General features: G+C 41.9%; 21 protein-coding genes. 14 read left to right on the top strand and 7 right to left on the bottom strand.

Annotation, left to right across the window (positions count from 1 at the left end; all coding sequences use genetic code 11):
• Nucleotides 1-348 precede the first annotated feature (348 nt).
• The 12 genes from HCR01_RS07790 (at nucleotide 349) to HCR01_RS07735 (ending at nucleotide 12741) form a co-directional block, all read left to right on the top strand.
• Nucleotides 349-651 carry a lasso peptide biosynthesis PqqD family chaperone gene (locus HCR01_RS07790; RefSeq protein ID WP_193195681.1) on the top strand — a complete coding sequence of 101 codons (303 nt, stop codon included), beginning with the start codon at nucleotides 349-351 and terminating at the stop codon, nucleotides 649-651.
• Nucleotides 635-1072 carry a lasso peptide biosynthesis B2 protein gene (locus HCR01_RS07785; RefSeq protein ID WP_193195680.1) on the top strand — a complete coding sequence of 146 codons (438 nt, stop codon included), beginning with the start codon at nucleotides 635-637 and terminating at the stop codon, nucleotides 1070-1072. Before HCR01_RS07790 ends, HCR01_RS07785 begins: the two co-directional genes overlap by 17 nt.
• Nucleotides 1069-3048, top strand: coding sequence for a lasso peptide isopeptide bond-forming cyclase (locus tag HCR01_RS07780; protein WP_193195679.1), 1980 nt, complete (start codon nucleotides 1069-1071; stop codon nucleotides 3046-3048). Before HCR01_RS07785 ends, HCR01_RS07780 begins: the two co-directional genes overlap by 4 nt.
• A gap of 206 nt (nucleotides 3049-3254) precedes the next feature.
• Nucleotides 3255-3401: a hypothetical protein gene (locus HCR01_RS07775; RefSeq protein WP_193195678.1), complete on the top strand. Its 147-nt coding sequence runs from the start codon at nucleotides 3255-3257 to the stop codon at nucleotides 3399-3401.
• 221 nt (nucleotides 3402-3622) lie between these two features.
• Entirely contained in the window at nucleotides 3623-4549 is a 927-nt protein-coding gene (locus HCR01_RS07770; RefSeq protein WP_193195677.1) for a hypothetical protein, read from the top strand.
• Between the two features lie 57 nt (nucleotides 4550-4606).
• Complete coding sequence (locus HCR01_RS07765) at nucleotides 4607-6424, top strand: ABC transporter ATP-binding protein (protein ID WP_193195676.1); 1818 nt, start codon at nucleotides 4607-4609, stop codon at nucleotides 6422-6424.
• Between the two features lie 397 nt (nucleotides 6425-6821).
• Complete coding sequence (locus HCR01_RS07755) at nucleotides 6822-7694, top strand: S-methyl-5'-thioadenosine phosphorylase (RefSeq protein WP_193195675.1); 873 nt, start codon at nucleotides 6822-6824, stop codon at nucleotides 7692-7694.
• Nucleotides 7695-7697: 3 nt separating this feature from the next.
• A complete protein-coding gene (locus HCR01_RS39875) occupies nucleotides 7698-7820 on the top strand; it encodes a hypothetical protein (RefSeq protein WP_264299885.1) in 123 nt (40 codons plus the stop codon).
• A gap of 264 nt (nucleotides 7821-8084) precedes the next feature.
• The gene (gene lpdA / locus HCR01_RS07750) at nucleotides 8085-9515 is read left to right on the top strand and encodes a dihydrolipoyl dehydrogenase (protein WP_193195674.1); all 1431 of its coding nucleotides are present in this window, start codon (nucleotides 8085-8087) and stop codon (nucleotides 9513-9515) included.
• Nucleotides 9516-9605: 90 nt separating this feature from the next.
• Nucleotides 9606-10517, top strand: coding sequence for an indole-3-glycerol phosphate synthase TrpC (gene trpC, locus HCR01_RS07745; RefSeq protein WP_193195673.1), 912 nt, complete (start codon nucleotides 9606-9608; stop codon nucleotides 10515-10517).
• A 91-nt stretch (nucleotides 10518-10608) separates the two neighbouring features.
• Complete coding sequence (locus HCR01_RS07740) at nucleotides 10609-10860, top strand: DUF5340 domain-containing protein (RefSeq protein ID WP_193195672.1); 252 nt, start codon at nucleotides 10609-10611, stop codon at nucleotides 10858-10860.
• Nucleotides 10861-11586: 726 nt separating this feature from the next.
• Entirely contained in the window at nucleotides 11587-12741 is a 1155-nt protein-coding gene (locus HCR01_RS07735) for a pyridoxal-phosphate-dependent aminotransferase family protein (protein ID WP_193195671.1), read from the top strand.
• A 266-nt stretch (nucleotides 12742-13007) separates the two neighbouring features.
• Here the strand turns inward: HCR01_RS07735 and HCR01_RS07730 are convergent, their stop codons facing one another.
• From HCR01_RS07730 to HCR01_RS07705, 6 genes are all read right to left on the bottom strand, one after another.
• Entirely contained in the window at nucleotides 13008-13235 is a 228-nt protein-coding gene (locus tag HCR01_RS07730) for a DUF2949 domain-containing protein (protein ID WP_162395466.1), read from the bottom strand.
• 483 nt (nucleotides 13236-13718) lie between these two features.
• Complete coding sequence (locus HCR01_RS07725; protein ID WP_193195670.1) at nucleotides 13719-14246, bottom strand: DUF192 domain-containing protein; 528 nt, start codon at nucleotides 14244-14246, stop codon at nucleotides 13719-13721.
• Between the two features lie 106 nt (nucleotides 14247-14352).
• A complete protein-coding gene (gene nblR / locus HCR01_RS07720) occupies nucleotides 14353-15039 on the bottom strand; it encodes a response regulator transcription factor NblR (RefSeq protein WP_193195669.1) in 687 nt (228 codons plus the stop codon).
• A 323-nt stretch (nucleotides 15040-15362) separates the two neighbouring features.
• Nucleotides 15363-16280, bottom strand: coding sequence for an NAD(+) kinase (locus tag HCR01_RS07715; RefSeq protein ID WP_193195668.1), 918 nt, complete (start codon nucleotides 16278-16280; stop codon nucleotides 15363-15365).
• Between the two features lie 88 nt (nucleotides 16281-16368).
• Nucleotides 16369-17352: an SDR family oxidoreductase gene (locus HCR01_RS07710; RefSeq protein ID WP_193195667.1), complete on the bottom strand. Its 984-nt coding sequence runs from the start codon at nucleotides 17350-17352 to the stop codon at nucleotides 16369-16371.
• Between the two features lie 190 nt (nucleotides 17353-17542).
• Nucleotides 17543-17647: a PetM family cytochrome b6-f complex subunit 7 gene (locus tag HCR01_RS07705; RefSeq protein WP_162395471.1), complete on the bottom strand. Its 105-nt coding sequence runs from the start codon at nucleotides 17645-17647 to the stop codon at nucleotides 17543-17545.
• Between the two features lie 168 nt (nucleotides 17648-17815).
• On the opposite strand from HCR01_RS07705, the gene pdxA reads away from it, so the two are divergent.
• Nucleotides 17816-18889, top strand: coding sequence for a 4-hydroxythreonine-4-phosphate dehydrogenase PdxA (pdxA, locus tag HCR01_RS07700; protein WP_413773927.1), 1074 nt, complete (start codon nucleotides 17816-17818; stop codon nucleotides 18887-18889).
• A gap of 104 nt (nucleotides 18890-18993) precedes the next feature.
• Nucleotides 18994-19650 (top strand): DUF938 domain-containing protein, encoded by a 657-nt coding sequence (locus HCR01_RS07695; RefSeq protein ID WP_193195897.1) that lies wholly within the window; start codon nucleotides 18994-18996, stop codon nucleotides 19648-19650.
• 779 nt (nucleotides 19651-20429) lie between these two features.
• Here the strand turns inward: HCR01_RS07695 and HCR01_RS07690 are convergent.
• Nucleotides 20430-21152, bottom strand: a complete 723-nt coding sequence (locus HCR01_RS07690) for a response regulator transcription factor (protein ID WP_193195896.1) — start codon at nucleotides 21150-21152, stop codon at nucleotides 20430-20432.
• Nucleotides 21153-21476 lie beyond the last annotated feature (324 nt).

Genomic DNA, 21476 nt, shown 5'->3' with positions numbered 1-21476 from the left:
CTTCTTATCTATTAATACTTATTTAACAAGTTAATAGCTGCTTAATATATACCTACCTATGGAGAGAAGACATACAATTCCTTATAAACCAATACGGTCTATTTTTAATTGGGATAGTATCTAAACATCTTAAGTAATTAGAAGCAAATAAGAATATCTGAGTCTCAAAACGTAGTAATTTAGAGAGAAAAACTCATGTTTCATTTTGTTTCCTTTACAGATACTTTATAAAATTAGGGATAATTTAAAACAATGAGTAAAGATACTATGGTTGTGTAGCAGTAATTTTCATGAGATGTTATAAATTAATCTAAGCATAAACAAAAGTGCATAGAAAATTTACTGAAAATGCCTGTAAACTTATCCGCTGATTATCCCAAGGTAGTAGCAGCCAAGGATCAGATTTTTTCTGAACTGCAAGGAGAAGCAGTTATTCTTGATATCAACTCCGGGGTTTACTACGGTTTAAATCAAGTAGGAGCCAGCATTTGGAATCTTATTCAAGCTCCGAAAACTGTAAAAGAAATTCGGGATGCCTTGTTAGCAGAGTATGAAGTTGATTCCCAAGCATGTGAAACTGACATTTTGGTATTGCTTGAAGACTTAGCAACAAAAGGACTAATCGAGATAAGATATGAAGCAGGTGCTTAAATTGCTGCGCTTCAAAAACAAAGATCGCTATCTTTTGATAAATACCTTTATTTTGTTGGGATTAATCAAATTAGGGTTGTGGTTACTGCCATTTCAGATCTTACGGCAAATCCTGGGTAGCATTAGTCAGCCAAACACCAAACTAGACCAAACCTCCCTTAGCAAAATTACCTGGGCTGTTAATGTAAGTACTCGTTATATGCCTAATGGTGCTAAGTGTCTCGCCCGTGCTTTAGCTTGCCAGGTACTCATGACTCGACGAGGTTACTCACCAGAACTCCGTATAGGAGTTGCCAAAAGTGAGGAAGGGAAACTAGAAGCCCATGCGTGGGTTGAAAGTCAAGGACAGGTTGTAATTGGTTATCTCACAGATCTTCCACGCTTTACCCAACTGCCATCTTTGCCAGGAAACAGACTATGAGTGGTATCATCGGCATCTACAATCTAGATGGCAAGCTGGTTGACTATCAGCAGCTCAAGGATATGGTCAATATTCTTGCTCATAGAGGGCCAGATGGGTCAGATGCATGGTGCGCTGGATCTGTTGGGTTGGGTCATAGAATGTTATGGACTACTGCTGAATCGTTGTTGGAAAAGTTACCTCTAGTTAATCAGACTGAAGATTTAGTTATTACAGCAGATCTTCGTATAGATAACCGAGATGAACTGATTCATACGTTACAACTTAATAACTATCCGCCTGAAAAAATAACTGATAGCCAACTAGTATTGGCTGCTTACGAAAAATGGGGTGAACAATGCCCAGAAAATTTATTAGGTGATTTTGCCTTTGCTATTTGGGATAGGCAAAAGCAAATAATATTTTGTGCCAGAGATCATTTTGGTATTAAACCCTTCTACTACTATGCATCTGAACAAGCTTTTATTTTTGCCAGCGAAATCAAAGCTATCTTTTGTGTGCCAGATGTTCCTCGTCAGATCAATGAAGTGAGGATAGGTGACTATCTAGCATCAATGTTTCACGAGGCAAATATTACCTCTTACAAGGACGTCTTCAGGCTACCTCCTGCTCATAGCATGACAGTAAGCCTTGAAGGAATCAAATTACAGTCATACTGGTCTATTGACCCTAATCGGGAATTACGTCTAGGTTCGGATGAAGAGTACGCTGAAGCATTTCGTGAAATTTTTAGCAAAGCAGTGCAGTGTCGCCTGCGTAGTGCCTTTCCGATTGGCTCTCATTTGAGTGGTGGACTAGATTCCTCCTCAATTACTTGTATGGCACGGAAACTGCTTGCTGAAAACGGAGGGCGGCGTCTGCATACATTCTCAGCAGTTTTTGATGAGTTGATTGAATGTGATGAACGCCCATATATCAACGCAGTTGTAGCTCAGGGCGGACTTGAGCCGCACTACATTAAGGGAGATCAAATCAGTCCGTTGAAGAACATAGACCAAATGTTTTGGCATCAAGATGAAGCCTTTTACGCACCCAATTGGTCTATGGGTTGGGCGTTGTATGAAGCGATTAAAGAGCAAGGTGTTCGTGTCGTCTTCGATGGTTTTGATGGCGATAATGTCGTATCGGATGGTTATGGTTACTTAAGTGAACTAGCACGAGCAGGTCGCTGGCTAGCTTTGACCAGAGAAATCAAAGAACTAGCTAAAACTTTCGATGTGAATTTTTGGAGATGGCTATGGAGTTATGTAAAACAATATGGAATTAAGCCGACATTTTCCAAATACCCACCTTTGAGGTTTTTTCAACGGAGTTTGCAAGCACTAACTCGGTTAGGCTTTCGCCAAACTGATAAATCTGCAAACCAGCCTATTTGGAGCGCAACCTTGAATGCTGAGTTTGTCGAGCGTGTAGGTCTCCACGAGCGCTATCAGGCTTGGCAAAAAGTTCAAAGTAACTTTGGTCAAAACGAAAGAGAACGGCACTACCGCAATATCACCCAAGGTTTAGTGTCATTTGCTGCTGAGATGCAGGACAAGACTTGTGCTGCCTTTTCAATTGAGCAACGCTACCCTTTTTGGGACAAGCGTTTAGTAGAGTTCTGCCTCTCCTTGCCTGCTGAGCAAAAGCTGCAAATGGGCTGGAACCGGGTCGTCATGCGCCGTGCAATGGCTAATATTTTGCCGATGGAAGTGCAATGGCGTCGAGGCAAAGCAAATTTTTCTCCAAATCTCGTTCACGGTCTGTTGTCTTTTGAGCGAGAGCGTTTGGACAAGTTAATCCTGCATGATTTAGAAGTCCTTGCAGAATATATAGATGTTACTGATCTCAAGCAGACATATCAAAGATTTATCTGTTCACAATCTCCAACAACAGGAAAGGATGTCCACACAATTTGGATAGCTGTTTCTTTAGCTCTATGGTTGCAGTATCCTGCACAGGACAGATCTAATGAATTCGCCAGAAAAGGAGTTTAAATCAACCTTTTCATCTTCTAGAAAAGTTTCCACGATATGTCAAATCATTGTCCTGTTGGTTGTTCTCTTTTAGGCAACACCCAACAGCACAGCGAGTTTGATTGTTAGCCAGCTAGATGGCGTGATATCACACTTAGCTGCTCCTTGGTTCTGGATAGAGCCAACATTGAAAGTAAACAAAACACCAAAAAACAATGGAGAAAATTATGACTACTAACAAAAAGCCCTACACCCAGCCCAAACTGACTGTTTATGGCGAAGTTGAAGTTCTGACTCAAGGTCTTGGCTTAGGCTTATTTACAGATAAAGAATTTCCCATCTCGACTCCCAAAGACGATGTGACTTTCTCTTAGTAGGAGTTTGAAATAACAAATAGGTAGATATAGGATACTCAAGTTTTACCTAATTATCTACCAGTAAATCTGATACATAGGCTTCACAAGCTTAGAAAGTCCAGATGATTCACTTACCTCTGTTTAGGTTACAACTAAGCAGAGGTATTTACTCGATTTTAAATAAAGAATTGGTTTGTGTGGGCAAGTAACTTATAGCTACTAAATATGGAGTTTATGAGATGTATAGTTATACTGCTTATGGCTTGAATATCTCCTCTGCTTTACCTTTACCGGAGCTACAAAATTCAACACATATAGAAGCAGATGTAGTTATCCGCTATGGAGAAGTAAATTGGTTATTACCTACACCTGCCCCATCATGGAGTTACTTTCACTTTGATGGTGAATATACTTACTTGTACTGGAAAGTGGTAGGTAAATTTCTAGTACGTTCTGGAAAGGAAGTTATTATCGAGCCGCTTCCAGGTGTAGAAGACAGCATTATTCGTCTACCTCTGTTAGGAGCAGTCTTAGGAATGTTGCTTCACCAACGGCAGTTTTTGGTGCTGCATGGTAGCGCTATCGCAGTGGATGGTAATGCTGTCGTTTTTTTGGGGCGATCGGGGCAAGGTAAGTCTACTATGGCGGCAACTCTCTATGGACGGGGGCATAAACTGATGGCAGATGATGTAGCTGCTGTAGATGTTGACAGTGCGATCGCCCCCATATTAGTTCCAGGATTTCCGCGAATCAAGCTTTGGCCTGACGCAGCCACAGCCGCATTAGGAGATGATCCAGAAACATTGAAGAAGATTCACCCTAACGCTGAGAAACGCGATCGCCCTACTCTCGATAACTTTTTACGAACACCCTTAACCCTCAAGCGGATTTATGTACTTTCTGTAGGTTCAACTCTTCAGATTAGACTTCTCCAACCTACAGAAGCTATAACTCAACTAATAGCCAATTCCTATATTCCCATGTTAATTGGCAAGAAATTTATCCAGAGTTCTAAAGCATCTGTGCATTTGCATCAATGTACCAGTTTAGTTAACAATCTACCTATCTATAATCTGGAACGACCCCGTTCTCTAGACTTATTGCCTGATGTAGCACGTTTAGTAGAAGCAGATTTAGCAGGTGAGAGCCAAGCAGCCACAGCATAGATTATGTGATTAAGCTTAATTTAAATTTAAAATTCTATTACCATATAAATTTAAAATATGCGAGCAGGCAAAAAGATTAAACAAAAAATCCAGCAAACTTTACACCTTGTGCCTGCATTACGCCTAGTATGGCAAAGTAGTCCCGGTTGGACGATCGCTCGCATAGTACTATTAGTCATCCAAGGTATACTGCCCGTAATATCAATCTATCTCACCAAATTAATCATAGATGCAGTAGTTGCCAACCTCAACGTTACTGATAAAACAATCGCCTTTCGTAATGTCATCCTCTGGGTTATCTTAGCTGGTGCAGTCACTCTTGTCAGCAGTGTTTGCAGTTCATTAACAGAATTAGTAGTTACTGCCCATTCTCAGCAGGTAACTGACTATATGCAGGGAATTATTAATACTAAATCAATTGCTACTGACCTAGAGTACTATGAAAACGCCCAATACTTCGATGCCCTGCAACGAGCACAACGAGAAGCTCCTTACCGGCCTCCCGAAATCCTCAATCGTTTAGCACAAGTTGGTCAAAGTAGTATTTCCTTAGTGGCTATGGTGGGTTTACTGCTCTCACTCCACTGGGGAATTATCGGCATTCTTTTTGTAGCAGCTATTCCGGCTCTGCTAGTACGGGTAAAATATAGCCGTGTCATGTATCGTTGGCAGCGTAAACGTACACAGCCGGAACGGCAAGCAATGTACCTAGCTTGGATGTTAACATCAGACCAGTACGCTAAAGAAATTCGCTTGTTTGATTTAGGTGAATACTTTAGTCAATGGTATCTTCGTATCCGGCGGCAGATATATAAGGAAAAGATAGCTATTTTCACCAAACGCTCTCTAGCTAATTTTGTTGCAGAAGCTATAGCGGGTATTTTCATCTTTGGTGTCTATGCTTTCATCGTCTATCAAGCTATTCAAGGTATCTTACGTTTGGGTGATTTAGTACTTTATCACCAAGCATTGCAACGAGGACAAAATGATATTAAAAGTCTATTAGTTAGTTTGTCTAATCTATATGAAGATAATCTATTTCTCGCTAACCTCTACGAATTTCTTGACCTTAAACCCAAGTTAGTAGAATCTTTAAATCCCCAACCTCTCCCTCGACCGATACAAACTGGCATCGTTTTTAACCAAGTGAGTTTCCAATACGCCACCACTACCCGGCAAGCACTTCAAGATATCAATCTGACAATTCGACCAGGGGAAGTAGTGGCGCTTGTGGGAGAAAACGGTTCTGGGAAAACTACTTTAATTAAACTTTTATGCCGCTTGTACGACCCAACTACTGGCAGCATTACTATTGATGGCATTGACCTCAGCCAATATAGAATGGCAGACTTGCGGCGGGAAATCAGCGTGATTTTTCAAGACTATGCCAAGTACCACTTCACAGCTCAGGAAAATATTTGGTTGGGCAATATCGAGTTACCACCGGAGCGAGAAAGTATTATTGCTGCGGCACGTCGTTCTGGTGCTGATGATGTAATTGCCAAGTTACCCCAAGGTTATGATACCGTTTTAGGGAAGTTGTTTGATCAAGGAGAAGAACTGAGTATTGGCCAGTGGCAAAAAGTAGCTTTGGCGCGAGCATTTCTCCGCAACTCGCAAGTAATTGTCTTGGATGAACCTACCAGTGCAATGGATCCCAAGGCTGAATACGAAGTATTTGAACAGTTTCGCCAACTGATTAAAAATCAAGCTGCCATCCTGATTAGCCATCGCTTATCCACGGTCAAAATGGCCGATCGCATTTATGTTATGGCAGGTGGCACAATTGTCGAGAGTGGAACCCATGAGGAACTGATAGAGTTAGGCGGTACTTATGCTTACTTATTTGAAACCCAAGCCCAACAGTATCGGTAATAAATTCTTAATCTACTACCTTGAGCAATCCTTTTTGTAAAGCATCAAATACTCGGCTAATTTGCAGCCGTTCTTCTTCGTTTAAGCCTTCTTTGGACAGCTGTGTGGACATTAATAGCTGCTGATCCTGGCGTGTAATTCTGCGAATGGTAAATACGTGCTCCAATAGTATTTCTAACAGTATTTGGTTTGAGGGACCGATAGCTCCTATACTCCTCACCGAAAATATGTGTAATTTTTATAACCAATTATATTACTATAATAAATTTTTACAAAGTTTGACATAAATATCTCTACGTAAGAATGAAAAGTTGCTGGTTGCTATTTTACTGCCTCCCCTGCTACTCTTCTTTTCGGTAAAGTAACTTGACGGTGCAGCAAGGAACAGGTTCAGATTATGACTCAAGCTCGTATTGGGATTATTGGTGGCAGTGGTTTATACAAAATGGATGCGCTCAAAGATATAGAAGAAGTGCAAGTCCAAACACCATTTGGTTCACCATCTGATTCTTTGATTTTGGGAACACTAGAAGATACACGAGTAGCTTTTTTAGCGCGTCATGGTCGTAATCACACCCTGTTACCTTCTGAGTTACCGTTTCGCGCCAATATCTATGCAATGAAGAAATTGGGTGTAGAGTATTTAATTTCGGCTAGTGCTGTGGGTTCCTTGAAGGAAGAAGCGAAACCACTGGATATGGTAGTGCCAGATCAGTTTATTGATAGAACTAAAAATCGGGTTTCGACGTTTTTTGGTGAGGGAATTGTCGCTCACATTGCCTTTGGCGATCCGATTTGTAAAAATTTGGCTCTGGTGTTGGCAGATGCGATCGCTTCTCTGAATTTACCAGAAGTCACCTTGCATCGCGATGGCACTTACGTATGCATGGAAGGCCCAGCTTTTTCAACCAAGGCGGAATCAAATCTTTACCGTAGCTGGGGTGCAACTGTGATTGGTATGACAAATTTACCGGAGGCGAAGTTAGCAAGGGAAGCCGAAATTGCATACGCAACCTTAGCACTGGTGACAGATTACGATTGTTGGCATCCAGATCATGACAGTGTAACGGTGGAGTTAGTGATTGCTAATTTGCTGCGGAATGCAGTCAATGCTCAAAAGGTGATTCAAGAAACTGTACGGCGTTTGAGTGAAAATCCACCATCTAGTGATGCTCATTCGGCTTTGAAATATGCGATTTTGACTCAGTTGGATAAAGCACCAACGGCGACGAAGGAAAAGCTGGGGTTATTATTGCACAAGTATTTGTAGTTTATGACTAGGCGATTGCCTCGTTCCCAGATAGAACCTGTTGGTGAAAACTCAAAGCGATCGTCCAAAGGTCAAGCGGGGTGTGGAGATAAGTCCAAAGTGGGTCGCTGTCGGAATTTAGGTTAATATTTAGCCTAATTCAGGAGGCGGCAGCCTTGCCAATAGGTCTTCCCAGTTTGAAACTGAGAACAAAACAATCGTTAAAATGCCCAATTATTGTAGAGTATGAAAAAATAACTATATAAATTTGACTATAATACTAAAATTATCAGTCTCTTCGCCTGCTAGCGTGAATAATAATTTCAGTTAGCAACATCCGAACCTAAAAGGGGTTGCACTGATAGCTAGTCAAGTTGAGAATAAATAGGCGAAGCACACGGGGAAACTAACGTGAGTCAAGGATTTGATTACGATTTAGTGATTATCGGCGCTGGTGTAGGCGGACATGGCGCAGCCCTACACGCTGTAAGCTGCGGTCTGAAAACGGCGATTATCGAAGCGGCTGACATGGGAGGAACCTGTGTCAATCGCGGCTGTATTCCTTCTAAAGCACTGCTGGCAGCATCAGGACGTGTGCGGGAGTTACGCGATGCCCACCACCTCAAGTCACTGGGAATTCAGGTTGGTAGTGTTGAGTTTGATCGTCAAGCGATCGCCAATCATGCTGACAATCTAGTATCAAAAATTCAAGGCGACTTAACTAACAGTCTCAAGCGTCTGGGAGTTGATATTATTAGAGGCTGGGGAAAAATCGCTGGGGCGCAAAAAGTCACTGTTAGTGGTGATGGTGGTGAAAAAACTATCACAGCCAAAGACATTATCCTTTCCCCTGGTTCAATTCCTTTTGTTCCTCCGGGGATTGAAGTAGACGGCAAAACTGTCTTTACCAGTGACCAAGGAGTTAAGTTAGAGTCGTTACCAAACTGGGTGGCAATTATTGGCAGTGGTTACATCGGCTTGGAATTTTCCGATATTTATTCAGCTTTGGGTTGTGAAATCACCATGATTGAAGCCCTAGATCAGTTGATGCCGGGATTTGACCGCGACATTGCCAAACTTGCTGAACGGGTACTAATTACTCCCCGCGATATCGAAACCAAAGTGGGGATATACGCCAAAAAAGTCATTCCTGGTTCACCTGTGGTGATTGAGTTAGCAGATTTCAAAACCAAAGAAGATCTAGATGTCATCGAGGTAGATGCTTGCTTAGTAGCTACAGGACGCATCCCTGCGACCAAAAATCTCGGTTTGGAATCTGTGGGTGTGGAAGTTGATCGGCGAAATTTTATCCCAGTTGATGACCGGATGGCGGTGCTGTCAGCGGGGGAAATAGTACCGCATCTGTGGGCAATTGGCGATGCTAATGGCAAGATGATGCTAGCACACGCCGCTTCGGCTCAAGGCATCGTCGCGGTGGATAATATTGTTGGCAGAGAGCGGACAGTAGACTATCGCAGCATCCCCGCAGCCGCGTTTACTCATCCCGAAGTCAGCTATGTCGGCTTAACAGAAACAGCAGCCAAGGATTTAGGTCAAGCTGAAGGGTTTGAAATCGCCACAAGTAAGAGTTACTTCAAAGGTAATTCTAAAGCGTTGGCAGAAAACGAAGCCGACGGCATCGCCAAGGTAGTGTATCGCAAAGACACAGGTGAAGTCTTAGGCGTCCACATTTTTGGACTGCACGCCTCAGACTTAATTCACGAAGCGTCAGCAGCGATCGCTAACCGTCAATCTGTTCAAAGCCTCGCTCATCTGGTTCACGCTCACCCAACACTTTCAGAAGTGCTGGACGAAGCTTATAAAAGAGCGATCGCAATTTAGTCATTTGTCCCTTGTCATTTGTCCTTTGCTAATAAATAAGGACAAATGACTCTTGACCACTGACTAATGACTAATGACTAAGGACTAATTATGCAAATCCGTCGCCGTCAACCTAACCCAGCTATTGCTGTGTCGATATTACGTTATCAGGCTGCCGTGCCTGATTCCGCGCCAAACAATATTTTGGAAGAAATTGTCTGGCATAAAGAAGTAGAAGTTGAGCAAATGCGGGAAAAGGTTCCTTTGCGAGAATTACAGAAACAAGCACTATCCGCACCGCCAACACGTGATTTCATCGCGGCTTTGCGTCAAGGGAAGATAAAACCAGCGTTGATTGCAGAAGTCAAAAAAGCTTCACCCAGCAAAGGAATTCTACGGGAAGATTTTGACCCAGTAGCGATCGCCCTATCCTATCAACAAGATGGTGCTAGTTGTCTGTCGGTGTTAACGGATGCCAAGTTTTTTCAAGGTAGTTTTGATAACTTAGCTTTGGTTCGCGCGACTGTGGATTTGCCATTACTGTGCAAGGATTTTGTTATTTATCCTTACCAAATGTATTTGGCAAGGGTTAAGGGTGCAGATGCCATTTTATTGATTGCGGCTATTTTGAGTGATCAAGATTTGCAATACTTTGTCAAAATTGCTAAAAATCTGAAAATGGCTACCTTAATTGAAGTCCATAGTTTGGCCGAACTTGACCGCGTTTTAGCTTTAGATGACGTATCCTTAGTAGGAATTAATAATCGGAATCTAGAAGATTTTTCTGTTGACTTACAAACTACTTGCCAGCTAATGGACGCAAGAGGTAGCCAATTACAACAGCGGAATATTCTAGTTGTAAGCGAGTCAGGACTACACAATCCAGATGACTTGAGTTTGGTAAATGCAGCTGGTGTATCCGCTGTACTGATTGGAGAGTCTTTAGTAAAACAACCAGATCCCAAATTAGCGATCACTAGACTCTTTGCCAAATCTTCATCACCAGCTGAATCCAAGCAGTAATGAACTAGTTATTTTCTATGTAACAATTCATTAGCAAGAGATAAACTCTGATTAATACAATATTCCAATTTTGAAATTAAAATTCAACTTCATGGAGCAAATTCCTCTACCTTCACCTGTCCACTACGAACTTATACTTCAACTCTTAGAAAGACAAACTATGATGGCAGTTAGTGATAATCCAGATTTACGGCATCAGGTAAATCAACTAATTATTACTCTCCGGAAAGCTGCTGTCCAACAAAAGCGATTGGAAGAAATTTGCCAGTTTTCTTCTGTGACAGTTGATCACCGTTGGTCAATCAATCATCATAACAGTAACAAAGTTGTTGTCCCCGATTGATGACACGCTCTAATATTTTAACTTTGATAGCACTCTTTTCAGGTTTGCTTACCATTGTGAAAAGCATACCTTATAAACCTCAGTCTTAAACTTGACAATCAGCAACCAACCCTAGCAAGGTAGAGTTGCTTTGGTTGTCATATTTTACAAACGTGCTACTTGTAAAATAAGTAATATTTACACTATTTATTTAATTCAGCCCCTCTACTTAATATGCGTAAGTAGGTATGTATAATTAGATATAAATACTTGGCTCGTAGTGAGCGATTCATCGCTCAAAACAATGATAATCAGGACTAAAGTCTTTACTACAAACTTTAATTTATTTACGCTTAACTACTTAGCATGAAATAAAATTTAATAAATGATTGTACCTGTATGCCGATTTATGAGATTCTAGATGAGCGCTTCTATAGAACTTAGACAAACTGGAGAATAGATTTGGTGTCTACCTTCCTCTAGCTGACGACACCTCAGCCTAATATTTATGTGTCTGGTGAGATTGCCTGAAACAAAAGTTTCATTTAAGTTGGAGTCTCAAATAAAGTCCAAAGGTCAAGCTGACCGAAAATCAACTCCCACGATATTTTTGCTATGAATGTGGACAATACACCCGAGACTCGTGACCGACTGAGTGTAATTTTATAAATGAATGTCTAGAATTTGCCATCATAGTTAACCATTCCCTCACAATTTTGACTTTTATTTTGAGATTAGGACACACATATGGACGATAAGCTGATGCTGATGATTCCTGGCCCTACCCCAGTGCCAGAAGCCGCCTTGCTGGCATTAGCCAAGCACCCAATTGGACACCGCACCAGTGAATTTAGCAACATATTGGCAGAGGTGACAGAAAACCTTAAATGGCTGCATCAAACTCAAAGTGATGTGCTGACGCTGAATGTCAGTGGTACGGGTGCTGTGGAAGCCGGTATAATTAATTTCCTCTCTCCAGGCGATCGCATTTTAGTTGGCTCTAACGGTAAATTTGGCGAACGCTGGGTAGAAGTCGGTCAAGCTTATGGTTTGAATGTAGAAGAAATTACTACAGAATGGGGAAAACCTTTAGACCCAGAGGTATTTGCTCAAAAACTCCAAGCAGATACCGAAAAGCAAATCAAAGCTGTGATCATTACCCACAGCGAGACTTCAACGGGAGTACTCAATGACCTGGAAACCATTAACCGCCATGTCAAAGAACACGGTGAAGCTTTAATTATCGTTGATGCCGTAACTAGTTTGGGTGCGTTCAATCTACCCATAGATACCTGGGGTTTGGATGTAGTCGCTTCCGGTTCCCAAAAAGGTTATATGATTCCTCCGGGATTAGGCTTTGTCTCTGTCAGTCCCAAAGCTTGGGAAGCTTACAAAACCGCAAAATTGCCGAAATATTATTTGGATTTAGGTAAATATCGCAAAGCCACGGCTAAAAATACAACGCCATTTACTCCGCCTGTAAATATGATCTTCGCACTGCATACCACGTTGCGAAGCATGAAAGAGGAAGGCTTAGAATCGATATTTGCTCGGCATGAACGGCTCAAAAATGCTACCCGCGCCGCCATTAAAGGCTTGAATCTCCCCCTGTTTGCAGCAGATAGTAACGCTAGTCCGGCGATTACAGCTGTAGCACCACAAGGAATTGAAGCGGATAAGATTCGGTCATTAATGAAGAAGCGCTTTGATATTGCTCTAGCTGGCGGACAAGACCATCTGTCAAACAAAATTTTTCGCATTGGTCACTTGGGCTTTGTGAGCGATCGCGATATCCTTAGCTGCATAGCATCCTTGGAAGTCGCCCTTTTAGAACTTGGCTACGAAAACTTCACCCCTGGAGCTGGTGTAGCAGCAGCAGCTAGAGTATTTAGTCAGTCCTGAGTGCTGAGTACGAATTTTTAAACTTAGCACTTAATTAAAAGAGCGGGTTGAATTATCAACCCGCTCTTTTGATTTGTATGTAAATGAGTAGAAACCGTCAGAGCAAATTTCCCAATCTATCAACCTTTGTACAAGGTAGAGTGGATGTGACATATCTTAATTCTCCTGAATGAGCTACTCATAAGCTGCCCTTACTTTAATTTGCATTCATTCAATAACCAAGAGGCTAGCACGATTGCATTTCCTCCTAAGTTGAATTTCAATACTTACACCGTCTCCAGCCAATCATAAATTTGTTCTAACTGCTCTAAAGTAATTAATCCATACTGCCAAAGAATCATTGGCAAAGGGCCTGGGTCTTGCTCCCGATGGCGAAGCGCCACCGCCAGGGAAGCAGCAGAAATTGCTAAATCTTCTTGCAAAAAATGAATAAGTCTAGAATATGTTGATGGTGACATTTGTATTTCACCTCCTTGTGTCGAGTGTATTGTCATATATCAGTTCACCGTTTTTCAGTAGCCAGTAGCCAGTATTTTATCTGTCATTGTGCTGTTACTGGATATACACTCCAGTAGATCTTTTTTATCTATCTCAAAGGGGTATTTTCACAGAGGTTAGAAGAAGTAGAAATCTTGGTGGGCTTTATGCACTCGATTTTCAAGTAGCATCTTCATCCAGTCAACTGCCTTCATCTTTTTTACTTCAGTGCCTTATTTAATTACACATATAGTAATCAAGATTCCATAGCCTATAGTCCTCTATGGAAGTCTATTTACACGTACGCCCAGAGGAAGATTTTTGCAACCAAACATTAAAACTGCGATTTCATCTCAAAGATAGTAAGACTTCATATTATTACCACAGTTGTTAAATAGTAGCCTCATAACTGAACTTTTTACCACATTACGTAATTTTTTTTACAAAAAATTTATGTATTTGTGTTTTCAGGGATTTTAACAGAGAAACCACCCAAATTTTTATCTTTGCAAAGTCCCAGAATTTAGAAACTCAATTTTGACAATATCACCCACTTGCAAATTCAATTCGGCAGCTCGCCCAGAACGAAGTTCAATTACCGTGTCGATTGGTGTATTGGGGCCATAGGTGGGACAAGGCTCACTTTTGCAGGGAGGTGCAGCAGCCTGAATATACTTGACTACTCCTTTATTTAGAAAGACCATATCCAACGGTACAGGTACATTCTTCATCCAAAAACTGACTGGTTGTGCTGAAGGGAACTGAAATAGCATCCCCCGGTTATCTGGTAAAGCTGGCCGATACATCAGCCCCTTGGCTTGCTGCGCTGGCGTCTGCGCCACTTCTAACTGAATCGTTGTGCCATTGGGAACAATAGCTTTACCAGAAATCTGTAGTGTCTGACCTAAATTCTCTGGTGCTGGAGTCTGAGTAGAGGTGAAAGTAGGAGGTTTGGCTGTTGTCGGCACAGAACAACTCATCAGCAACACACCCAATAACATCGAGAGTAAGCTTAGCCAACGAATCATAATAATTTTTGATTTTGGAATTTAGATTTCGATTTTACAGCGATCGCAGCAGAAAACCTACGTCTTTTAGTCGTCTGGTATACAATCTTGCTTGTTGATTAGCTGACTAAGATTCTCTTAACACGTAGCCTACGCCTCGCACCGTTTGAATAAGCCGCTTTTGACTCTCATCTTCGATTTTCAGGCGCAAGTAGCGAATGTAAACTTCAATTACATTCGACTCACCCATAAAGTCGTAACCCCAAACATTTTCGAGAATTTGTTCGCGAGTTAACACCTCACGTGGATGTTCCATTAAGAATTTTAATAGTTCAAATTCCTTCATCGTCAAGTCAATTGTCCGGCCGCTGTGTATGGCGCGGCGAGTTGCTATGTCTAAAATCAAATCTCCAAAGCGTAACTGCTCTGTGGTATCAATATCAGGTTTGAGGTAGAGGCGAATCAATTTCAAAAAGTCCTCTGAGCGGTAAGGCTTGAGGATGTAATCATCAGCTCCCGCTTCTAAACAAGCTACACGATCATCGACTGCATCCCTGGCCATTAATACCAGTACAGGCGATCGCAGACCAGAACTTCTGATATTTTTGCACAATGTGAGTCCTGATTCTCCTGCCAGCATCCGGTCTAGAACAATTAAAGCAGGTTGGCGATCGCGGCAGTATTGCATACCGCTCGTTGAATCATGAGCCAAAATCGAATCATAACCGGCTTCTTGCAAATCGAAAGAAAGCTGATTTGCTAGGCTCTCATCGGTTTCAATCACCAAAACACAGGGACTTTGAGCAACTGTCATAACAATTTGGGATATTGGGTTTTGGATTGTATAGACGTTATAAAGTAAGGTCTGTACATCAGCTAGAAGTGCAATTACGAGCTTTTAGTGATGGAGTAATACTGATTTGACACGCTGCATAAGATCTTTTAGCACGTTCAGGCATCAGCCATCGAATTCTCAGATGCAATCTTAATAACTAATTCCAAATACCATTCCTATACCAGTAATTCTGGAAGGAAATCACCAAATTGGCGAGTAAGGAGTGGGGGAAGCTGAGAGACTAGAAAAATAGCCACTGACCAGTGACTTTTGACCCTTGACTTTTGACTCCTATCTTTTAACTAAGGCAATTCTACAGAAGTAGGTTTAGCGATATGTGGCAAACCCCAACCTAATTTTTCTCGCAAGATTCGGAAAAACTCCGGTGGTTGCAGACGAATAAATCGGGCCATATATTGCGATCGCTCTAAATATACCCGATCCTCTGGTAGGATATAGCACCCACCATTGCCATCTACCACCATCACCAGCCGAGGAATATTTACTGGGTAGATGTTGACTGGTTCCGTGTCTGGAAAAACCAAGGCCCTCGACGCTAGGGAATGCGGACATATAGGTACTAGCTGCAAGACTGGTACACCAGGAGACACTACCGGGCCACCTGCACTGAGTGAATAAGCTGTCGAACCAGTTGGTGTAGAAACAATTACACCATCCGCCGCAATATCTACTGGCGCGTGACGCCCTATGGCAATTTCAAAATGACACATAGAGGTCAAAGGTTCTCGATGCAGCACCATTTCGTTCAAGCAGAGGGCTTCCCATAACACGGAATCTCCTCGAAATACTTTGACGGTGAGCATCGCTCGTTCTTCAATTTCATACTTACCAGTTATCGCCTGTTCTATTGCTTGAGGCAATTGGTTCAGGTAGGCCTCAGTCAAAAATCCCATATGGCCAGTATTCACTGTTAATAAGGGAATACCACAGGGAGCTACCTGGCGAGACGCAGCTAAAACAGTGCCATCTCCCCCTAACACCACTGCAAACTTCATGTCTGAGTCAAAACCAGGGGGTGTTAGACCGTGAATTGGGGTGTGGCATACAGGACTCTCCGGGTTAGAGTAGCCAAGTATTCCACCGATACTCGTAGTGATACATACATTCCAACCGGCAGCGGTTAGCTTGTCTTTCAGTTCGATAGCGACACGACCCGCTATCGGTTTAACATCATTGTAGATAATGCCTGCTTTCGGCACATTCAAATATCCAATTTTAGGCGATGCTCTGTCTTATGTAATCCTTACACATTTTTGACACTGTAGTCATTAGTCAAAAACGTATTCACTATGACGACTGTTTAAAGGGAGTCTTTTTGGTTTTCTGCTTTTTGGTTTTATTTTTCTCGTAGTCTAATTCTTTAAGTTTTTTCATGATTCGGCTGAAGTACTCTTGTAAATAGCTTTCTAGGGTTGTGGTTTGTTGTTGCTCTAACCCAAATATTGTGTACACTTCATCCATTGAGGCATTTAATGGTTGACCACTAGCCAATACTTCTGTAAATGCCAATCTGTCTGACACGTTCCATCCCCACTGAAAGAACCGCATGAATCCCCGCACGGTACGTAGTAAGTTTATTGGCATCCGTGTTACCCTGGCTTCTTTTCCAGATAAGCGTTCGCACAGACTAATGATTTCCTCTGCGCTCCATGCACGAGTGCCGACTACGGGGAAAGCTTGGTTTTCTGTTGCTGGTAAACTCAATGCGCGGATAGCAAACTTAGCAACGTCCTGGGTATCCATGTAAGCAACGGGAGAAGAAGCACCAGTAACCCAAACCGGTTGTCCTTCCAAAATGGGAATTCCGTATTGACCGATTAATCCTTGCATAAAGCCAGCCAGCCGCAAAATGGTGTAATTTAAGCCAGACTCAGCCAAAAAGAGTTCTGTACACCGCTTAATTTCCATCAGTGGTACTTCTGGATACTTGTCAGCATTCAGAATTGAAAAGAAGATAAAACGTTCTACACCCGCAGCCTTTGCCGCTTGAATTAATGCTACTTTACCATCCCAGTCCACTTGTTTAATACTCAGTGAATCTGTGGGACGAGATGTTGCAGCATCAATAACTGCGGTTACACCTTCCAATGCTTGCGTCAGGGATTGAGGATAACACAAATCGCCCGCTACGAGTTCTGCGCCCCATTCTTTGAGAAATGCGGCTTTTCTGGCACTCCTGACAAGACAGCGAACCTTATACCCTTCATCGATCGCACGACGAGCCACTTGTCTTCCCAAGGTGCCAGTGGCACCGACGATTAATAATGTCATGAGGATTGTAATAAATCTTAATGTTTTATGAAAAGAATCTTATCAGAATAGTCTATGTAAACAAAAGTTTACATTATTTTTAAGAAAATTAATTTAATATACCGAAAAAAGCATTGTCCGGTTGCCGGACAAGCTATTTTTCTAGACAGAGAAAATCCTCTGCCCTCACAAAAGCAGATGATTGCAAGGATTATTCTTCTGATCCTTGAATTTTTAGTAATAACGCGCCTAGACCCCAGCCCACGAAGATTAAACCGAAGGACAACAGAGCTGCATTCAAAATTTCGCCGCCCATTGATGTGATTCTCCTTTGCAAATTGGTTTGTGTAAACATTAGGTCTACCAGAAGCTTTTCAATAGTTGCTGTAGGATTAGACCTGTGTAAATAATTTTAAACTAGTTTAGCAGGTAATCCTTACTCTGGAGAGAGGAAGAGAGGGAATAAACGGGTAAAGGAATGATCATGTCTAGTCTAATAAAGTTTCCTCAACAGAACCGCCCGCGTTTGGTGCTGACACTGGGCGATCCGGCGGGGATTGGCCCGGAAGTTATTTTGAAAGCTTTAGCAGAACCGAAAATCAGTAAAAAATGTGATGTAAAGGTTGTGGGTAGTCGGGATTTGCTGACACAGACTTATGACAACCTGAACTCAACTAAGAATTTAGCACCTTTGGCAAATCCAGCCCAGTTGTCAGTTATCGATGTGCAGTTAGACAGAGAGATTGAAAGTCAAATTATCTTGGGAACAGGTAATGCAGCAAGCGGTGCAGCTAGTTTTGCTTACATGGAATATGCGATCGCTCAAACACTTGCTGGTGAATTTGATGGGATTGTCACAGGCCCTATAGCTAAATCGGCTTGGAAAGCCGCGGGGTATAATTATCCAGGACAAACAGAACTTTTGGCACAAAAGTCGGGTGTTGACCGTTTTGGGATGTTATTTGTAGCGCGATCGCCCCATACTGGCTGGACACTGCGTACCTTACTAGCTACCACGCATATTCCCTTATGTCAAGTGGCAGGTGCACTGACACCACAACTACTGACAAAGAAATTGGATTTGCTGGTGGAGTGTTTAGAGAGAGATTTTGGCATAGAAAAGGCGAGAATTGCGATCGCAGGTTTAAATCCCCACAGTGGCGAGCAGGGACAATTGGGAAGTGAAGAACAAGATTGGTTAATTCCGTGGATTACGCAAGAGCGCCAAAACAGATCACAATTACAACTAGATGGGCCCATACCACCAGATACGATGTGGGTTAAACCTGGTCAAGCTTGGTACGGAAATTCTTTTATCCAAAATCCTGCTGATGCCTATCTGGCACTTTACCACGACCAAGGCTTAATTCCTGTGAAGTTGATGGCATTTGATCGGGCAGTTAATACTTCTATCGGTCTGCCTTTCGTTCGGACTTCACCAGACCACGGAACAGCCTTTGATATTGTAGGTAAGGGAATTGCTGATGCTATGAGTATGAAAGCAGCAATAGAGCTAGCAGCAGAATTGGTTAGTCAAAGGCTGGCGGTGAGAAATTAGAAATAAAAGCACTCAAAAACCGGATATTTGGCAAGCTTAGGAATGTCTAGATTATGCTGAGCGATCGCAAATAGGATAAAAATTAATATGTGCTTAAAAACGAAATGAAGACACCACAAGACGCACGACAATACGCACCAGCAACCCAGCGCAATCGCGAACCAATTCTAGAAGTACTTTTACAAGTATTGCCTGCGAGTGGCACTATCTTGGAAATAGCAAGTGGTACTGGCGAACACGCAGTATTTTTTGCTCCCAGGCTCAGCCCTCGAAAGTGGCTACCAACAGATGCAAATTCGCAATTACGAGCCAGTCTTATTGCATGGGCTGAAAAGTTTCCGTGTGATAATCTTTACCCACCGCTTGAGCTTGATGTTAGAGAACCAGTCTGGGTAGTGGAAAAGGAGGCACTAACTGAGTGGCTTCATACTTCACCAATTGTCGCCATAGTTAACATCAATATGATTCATATTTCACCTTGGTCAGCCTGTCTAGGGCTAATGGCAGGGGCTAGTCGTATCCTGTCACCAGGAGGCATCCTCTATTTATATGGGCCCTTCAAACAAGGTGGAGAACATACAGCACCGAGTAATGCAGCTTTTGACGAATCTTTACGCGCCCAAAACCCAGAGTGGGGCGTGCGTAACTTCGATGATGTTGTGGCAGCAGCCAGCGCACAAAATTTAGTATTAAAGCATACTTACCAAATGCCAGCAAATAATCTTTCGGTAGTATTTCAACGTTCTGCTAATTTAGGATAATTCCTGGAAATCGAGTTTAATAGACTCAAATCGCTGACATCCTGCTTAGTCTTGCAGGCGTACTACTAACTGAGAGCTTGTGAATCAAAAAAACTTAAGTAGTACTGGCAAGTTATAAATAACTAGATAGCCGCAATAACTTTTAGAACATCAAAAGTGTGCTTATGTTAAACGAAAAATCATTTTGGTTGAGAAAACATCCGTCAACTCAATCTCCGAGCTAAGCAAAAAAGTTTTCGCCAATTCTCTTAATAAATGTCCTGTTTTGCCTGTGTAAGTGCTGTAGATGGGATTGAGAAGCTTTGGACATTAAGGAGTATTGTGTGAGTGTTGAAACCGAAGGTCGCGGTAGTGGTAGATTTTGTCTTGCAAATTAAAGATAGCAATGGTGATATTACTTGCTGCTAAGCATTAGTTACCAATTTTTCTTTCACCATGATTCTGTTTTTTGGTAATGAGATGCTGCCATAATGTTGCTAAATATTAAAGAAACAGTGGCAGTATACATGAATACAAATCTTCCAGTTTTGTCTACCTCTACATCTAAAAACAATTTTAAATTACATAGGTACGGATGTTAGCTGATGAAATGCTGTATTGATTGTTAAATCAAGCTTACACGCTACATTAGTACATCCGCACCTGAGAACTTAATTCTAGTCAAACCTCAGTAAAAGTATTTAGATACGTCATCTGTAATGCCTAGTTATTAAGCTATAAAACTAATACTTACAGATCTGAGTTAATCTTTTTATGAAGCATTCCTTATATCTGGAAGGTCAAACTTTAGTGTTTTCAGGTGGTTCAAACTTGTAACCATAGCCGCGAACAGTTTTGATAAACTCTGGTACACTGGCATCGACTTCCATCTTCTTGCGAAGCTGACCAATATGCACATCAACCACTCGTCCATCTCCTACGTAGTCACAACCCCAAATTTTTTGAATTAGCTGTGGGCGACTCCAAGCTTGACCGGGATGGCTTGCTAAAAAATGTAAGATATTAAATTCTAAAGCGGTCAAGGCAAGAGGTTTATCGTTAAGTGTTACCTCCCGACCTTCTGGGTTAATTGCTAACTGCTTAAAGATGAGACGTTGTGTTGGAGAGGGATTGATATAGCGTATACGCCTCAAAAGGGCTTCAACCCTAACTTCTACCTCTGCAAGACTAAATGGTTTAGTCAGAAAATCATCTGCTCCTGCGGCCAGGATTTTAATTTTATCAGCCTCATCAGTGCGGCTAGTCAGTATCATCACTAAGACATTAGTGCGACTCTGCATTTCCTGGCAGAGGCTATAGCCATTGGCATCTGGCAAATTCCAATCCAGAATTACTAATGCTGGATTAAATTGCTCAAATAATGAGAGGGCAGTCTTACCGTCTGCTGCCGACTCTATTTGATATTTCCGACTAAGAAAACGATAGACGAGATTTCTGACGCCGAAGTCGTCATCGACGATCATAATCTTGGGATTGGGAGTAGTAGCGGGAGCCATAACCATAATGCAGCCTACTGTTGATTGGGCGATTCGCTGTTGTGGCAGCTTCGCTTTGCGTGTTGCTGTTGAGAGTGTATTTACGCTCATCTCAGCTGAGTATGAGCAGTGTAGTACTTGTGTACACCTAATTTTCCATGAAGTTTATGAAAACTTCAGCCATCATAATGCTTATACAATGTATGATTATTGTATAATTTTGGTATGTTTTTAGAATTAAGCAATATAAACTTAACTCTACACACTTAAATAAAGCGTAAATAAACTAAATACCTTGCTTTACTTTAACTAACGAGTGTGTGCTCTAAAAAGAGTCTATAAGTATTTACC

Source organism: Nostoc sp. MG11, from assembly GCF_014904695.1.
GTDB lineage: Bacteria > Cyanobacteriota > Cyanobacteriia > Cyanobacteriales > Nostocaceae > Komarekiella.
The sequence above is the reverse complement of the archived record's forward strand: the minus strand, read 5'-3'. Positions and strand labels throughout refer to the sequence as shown.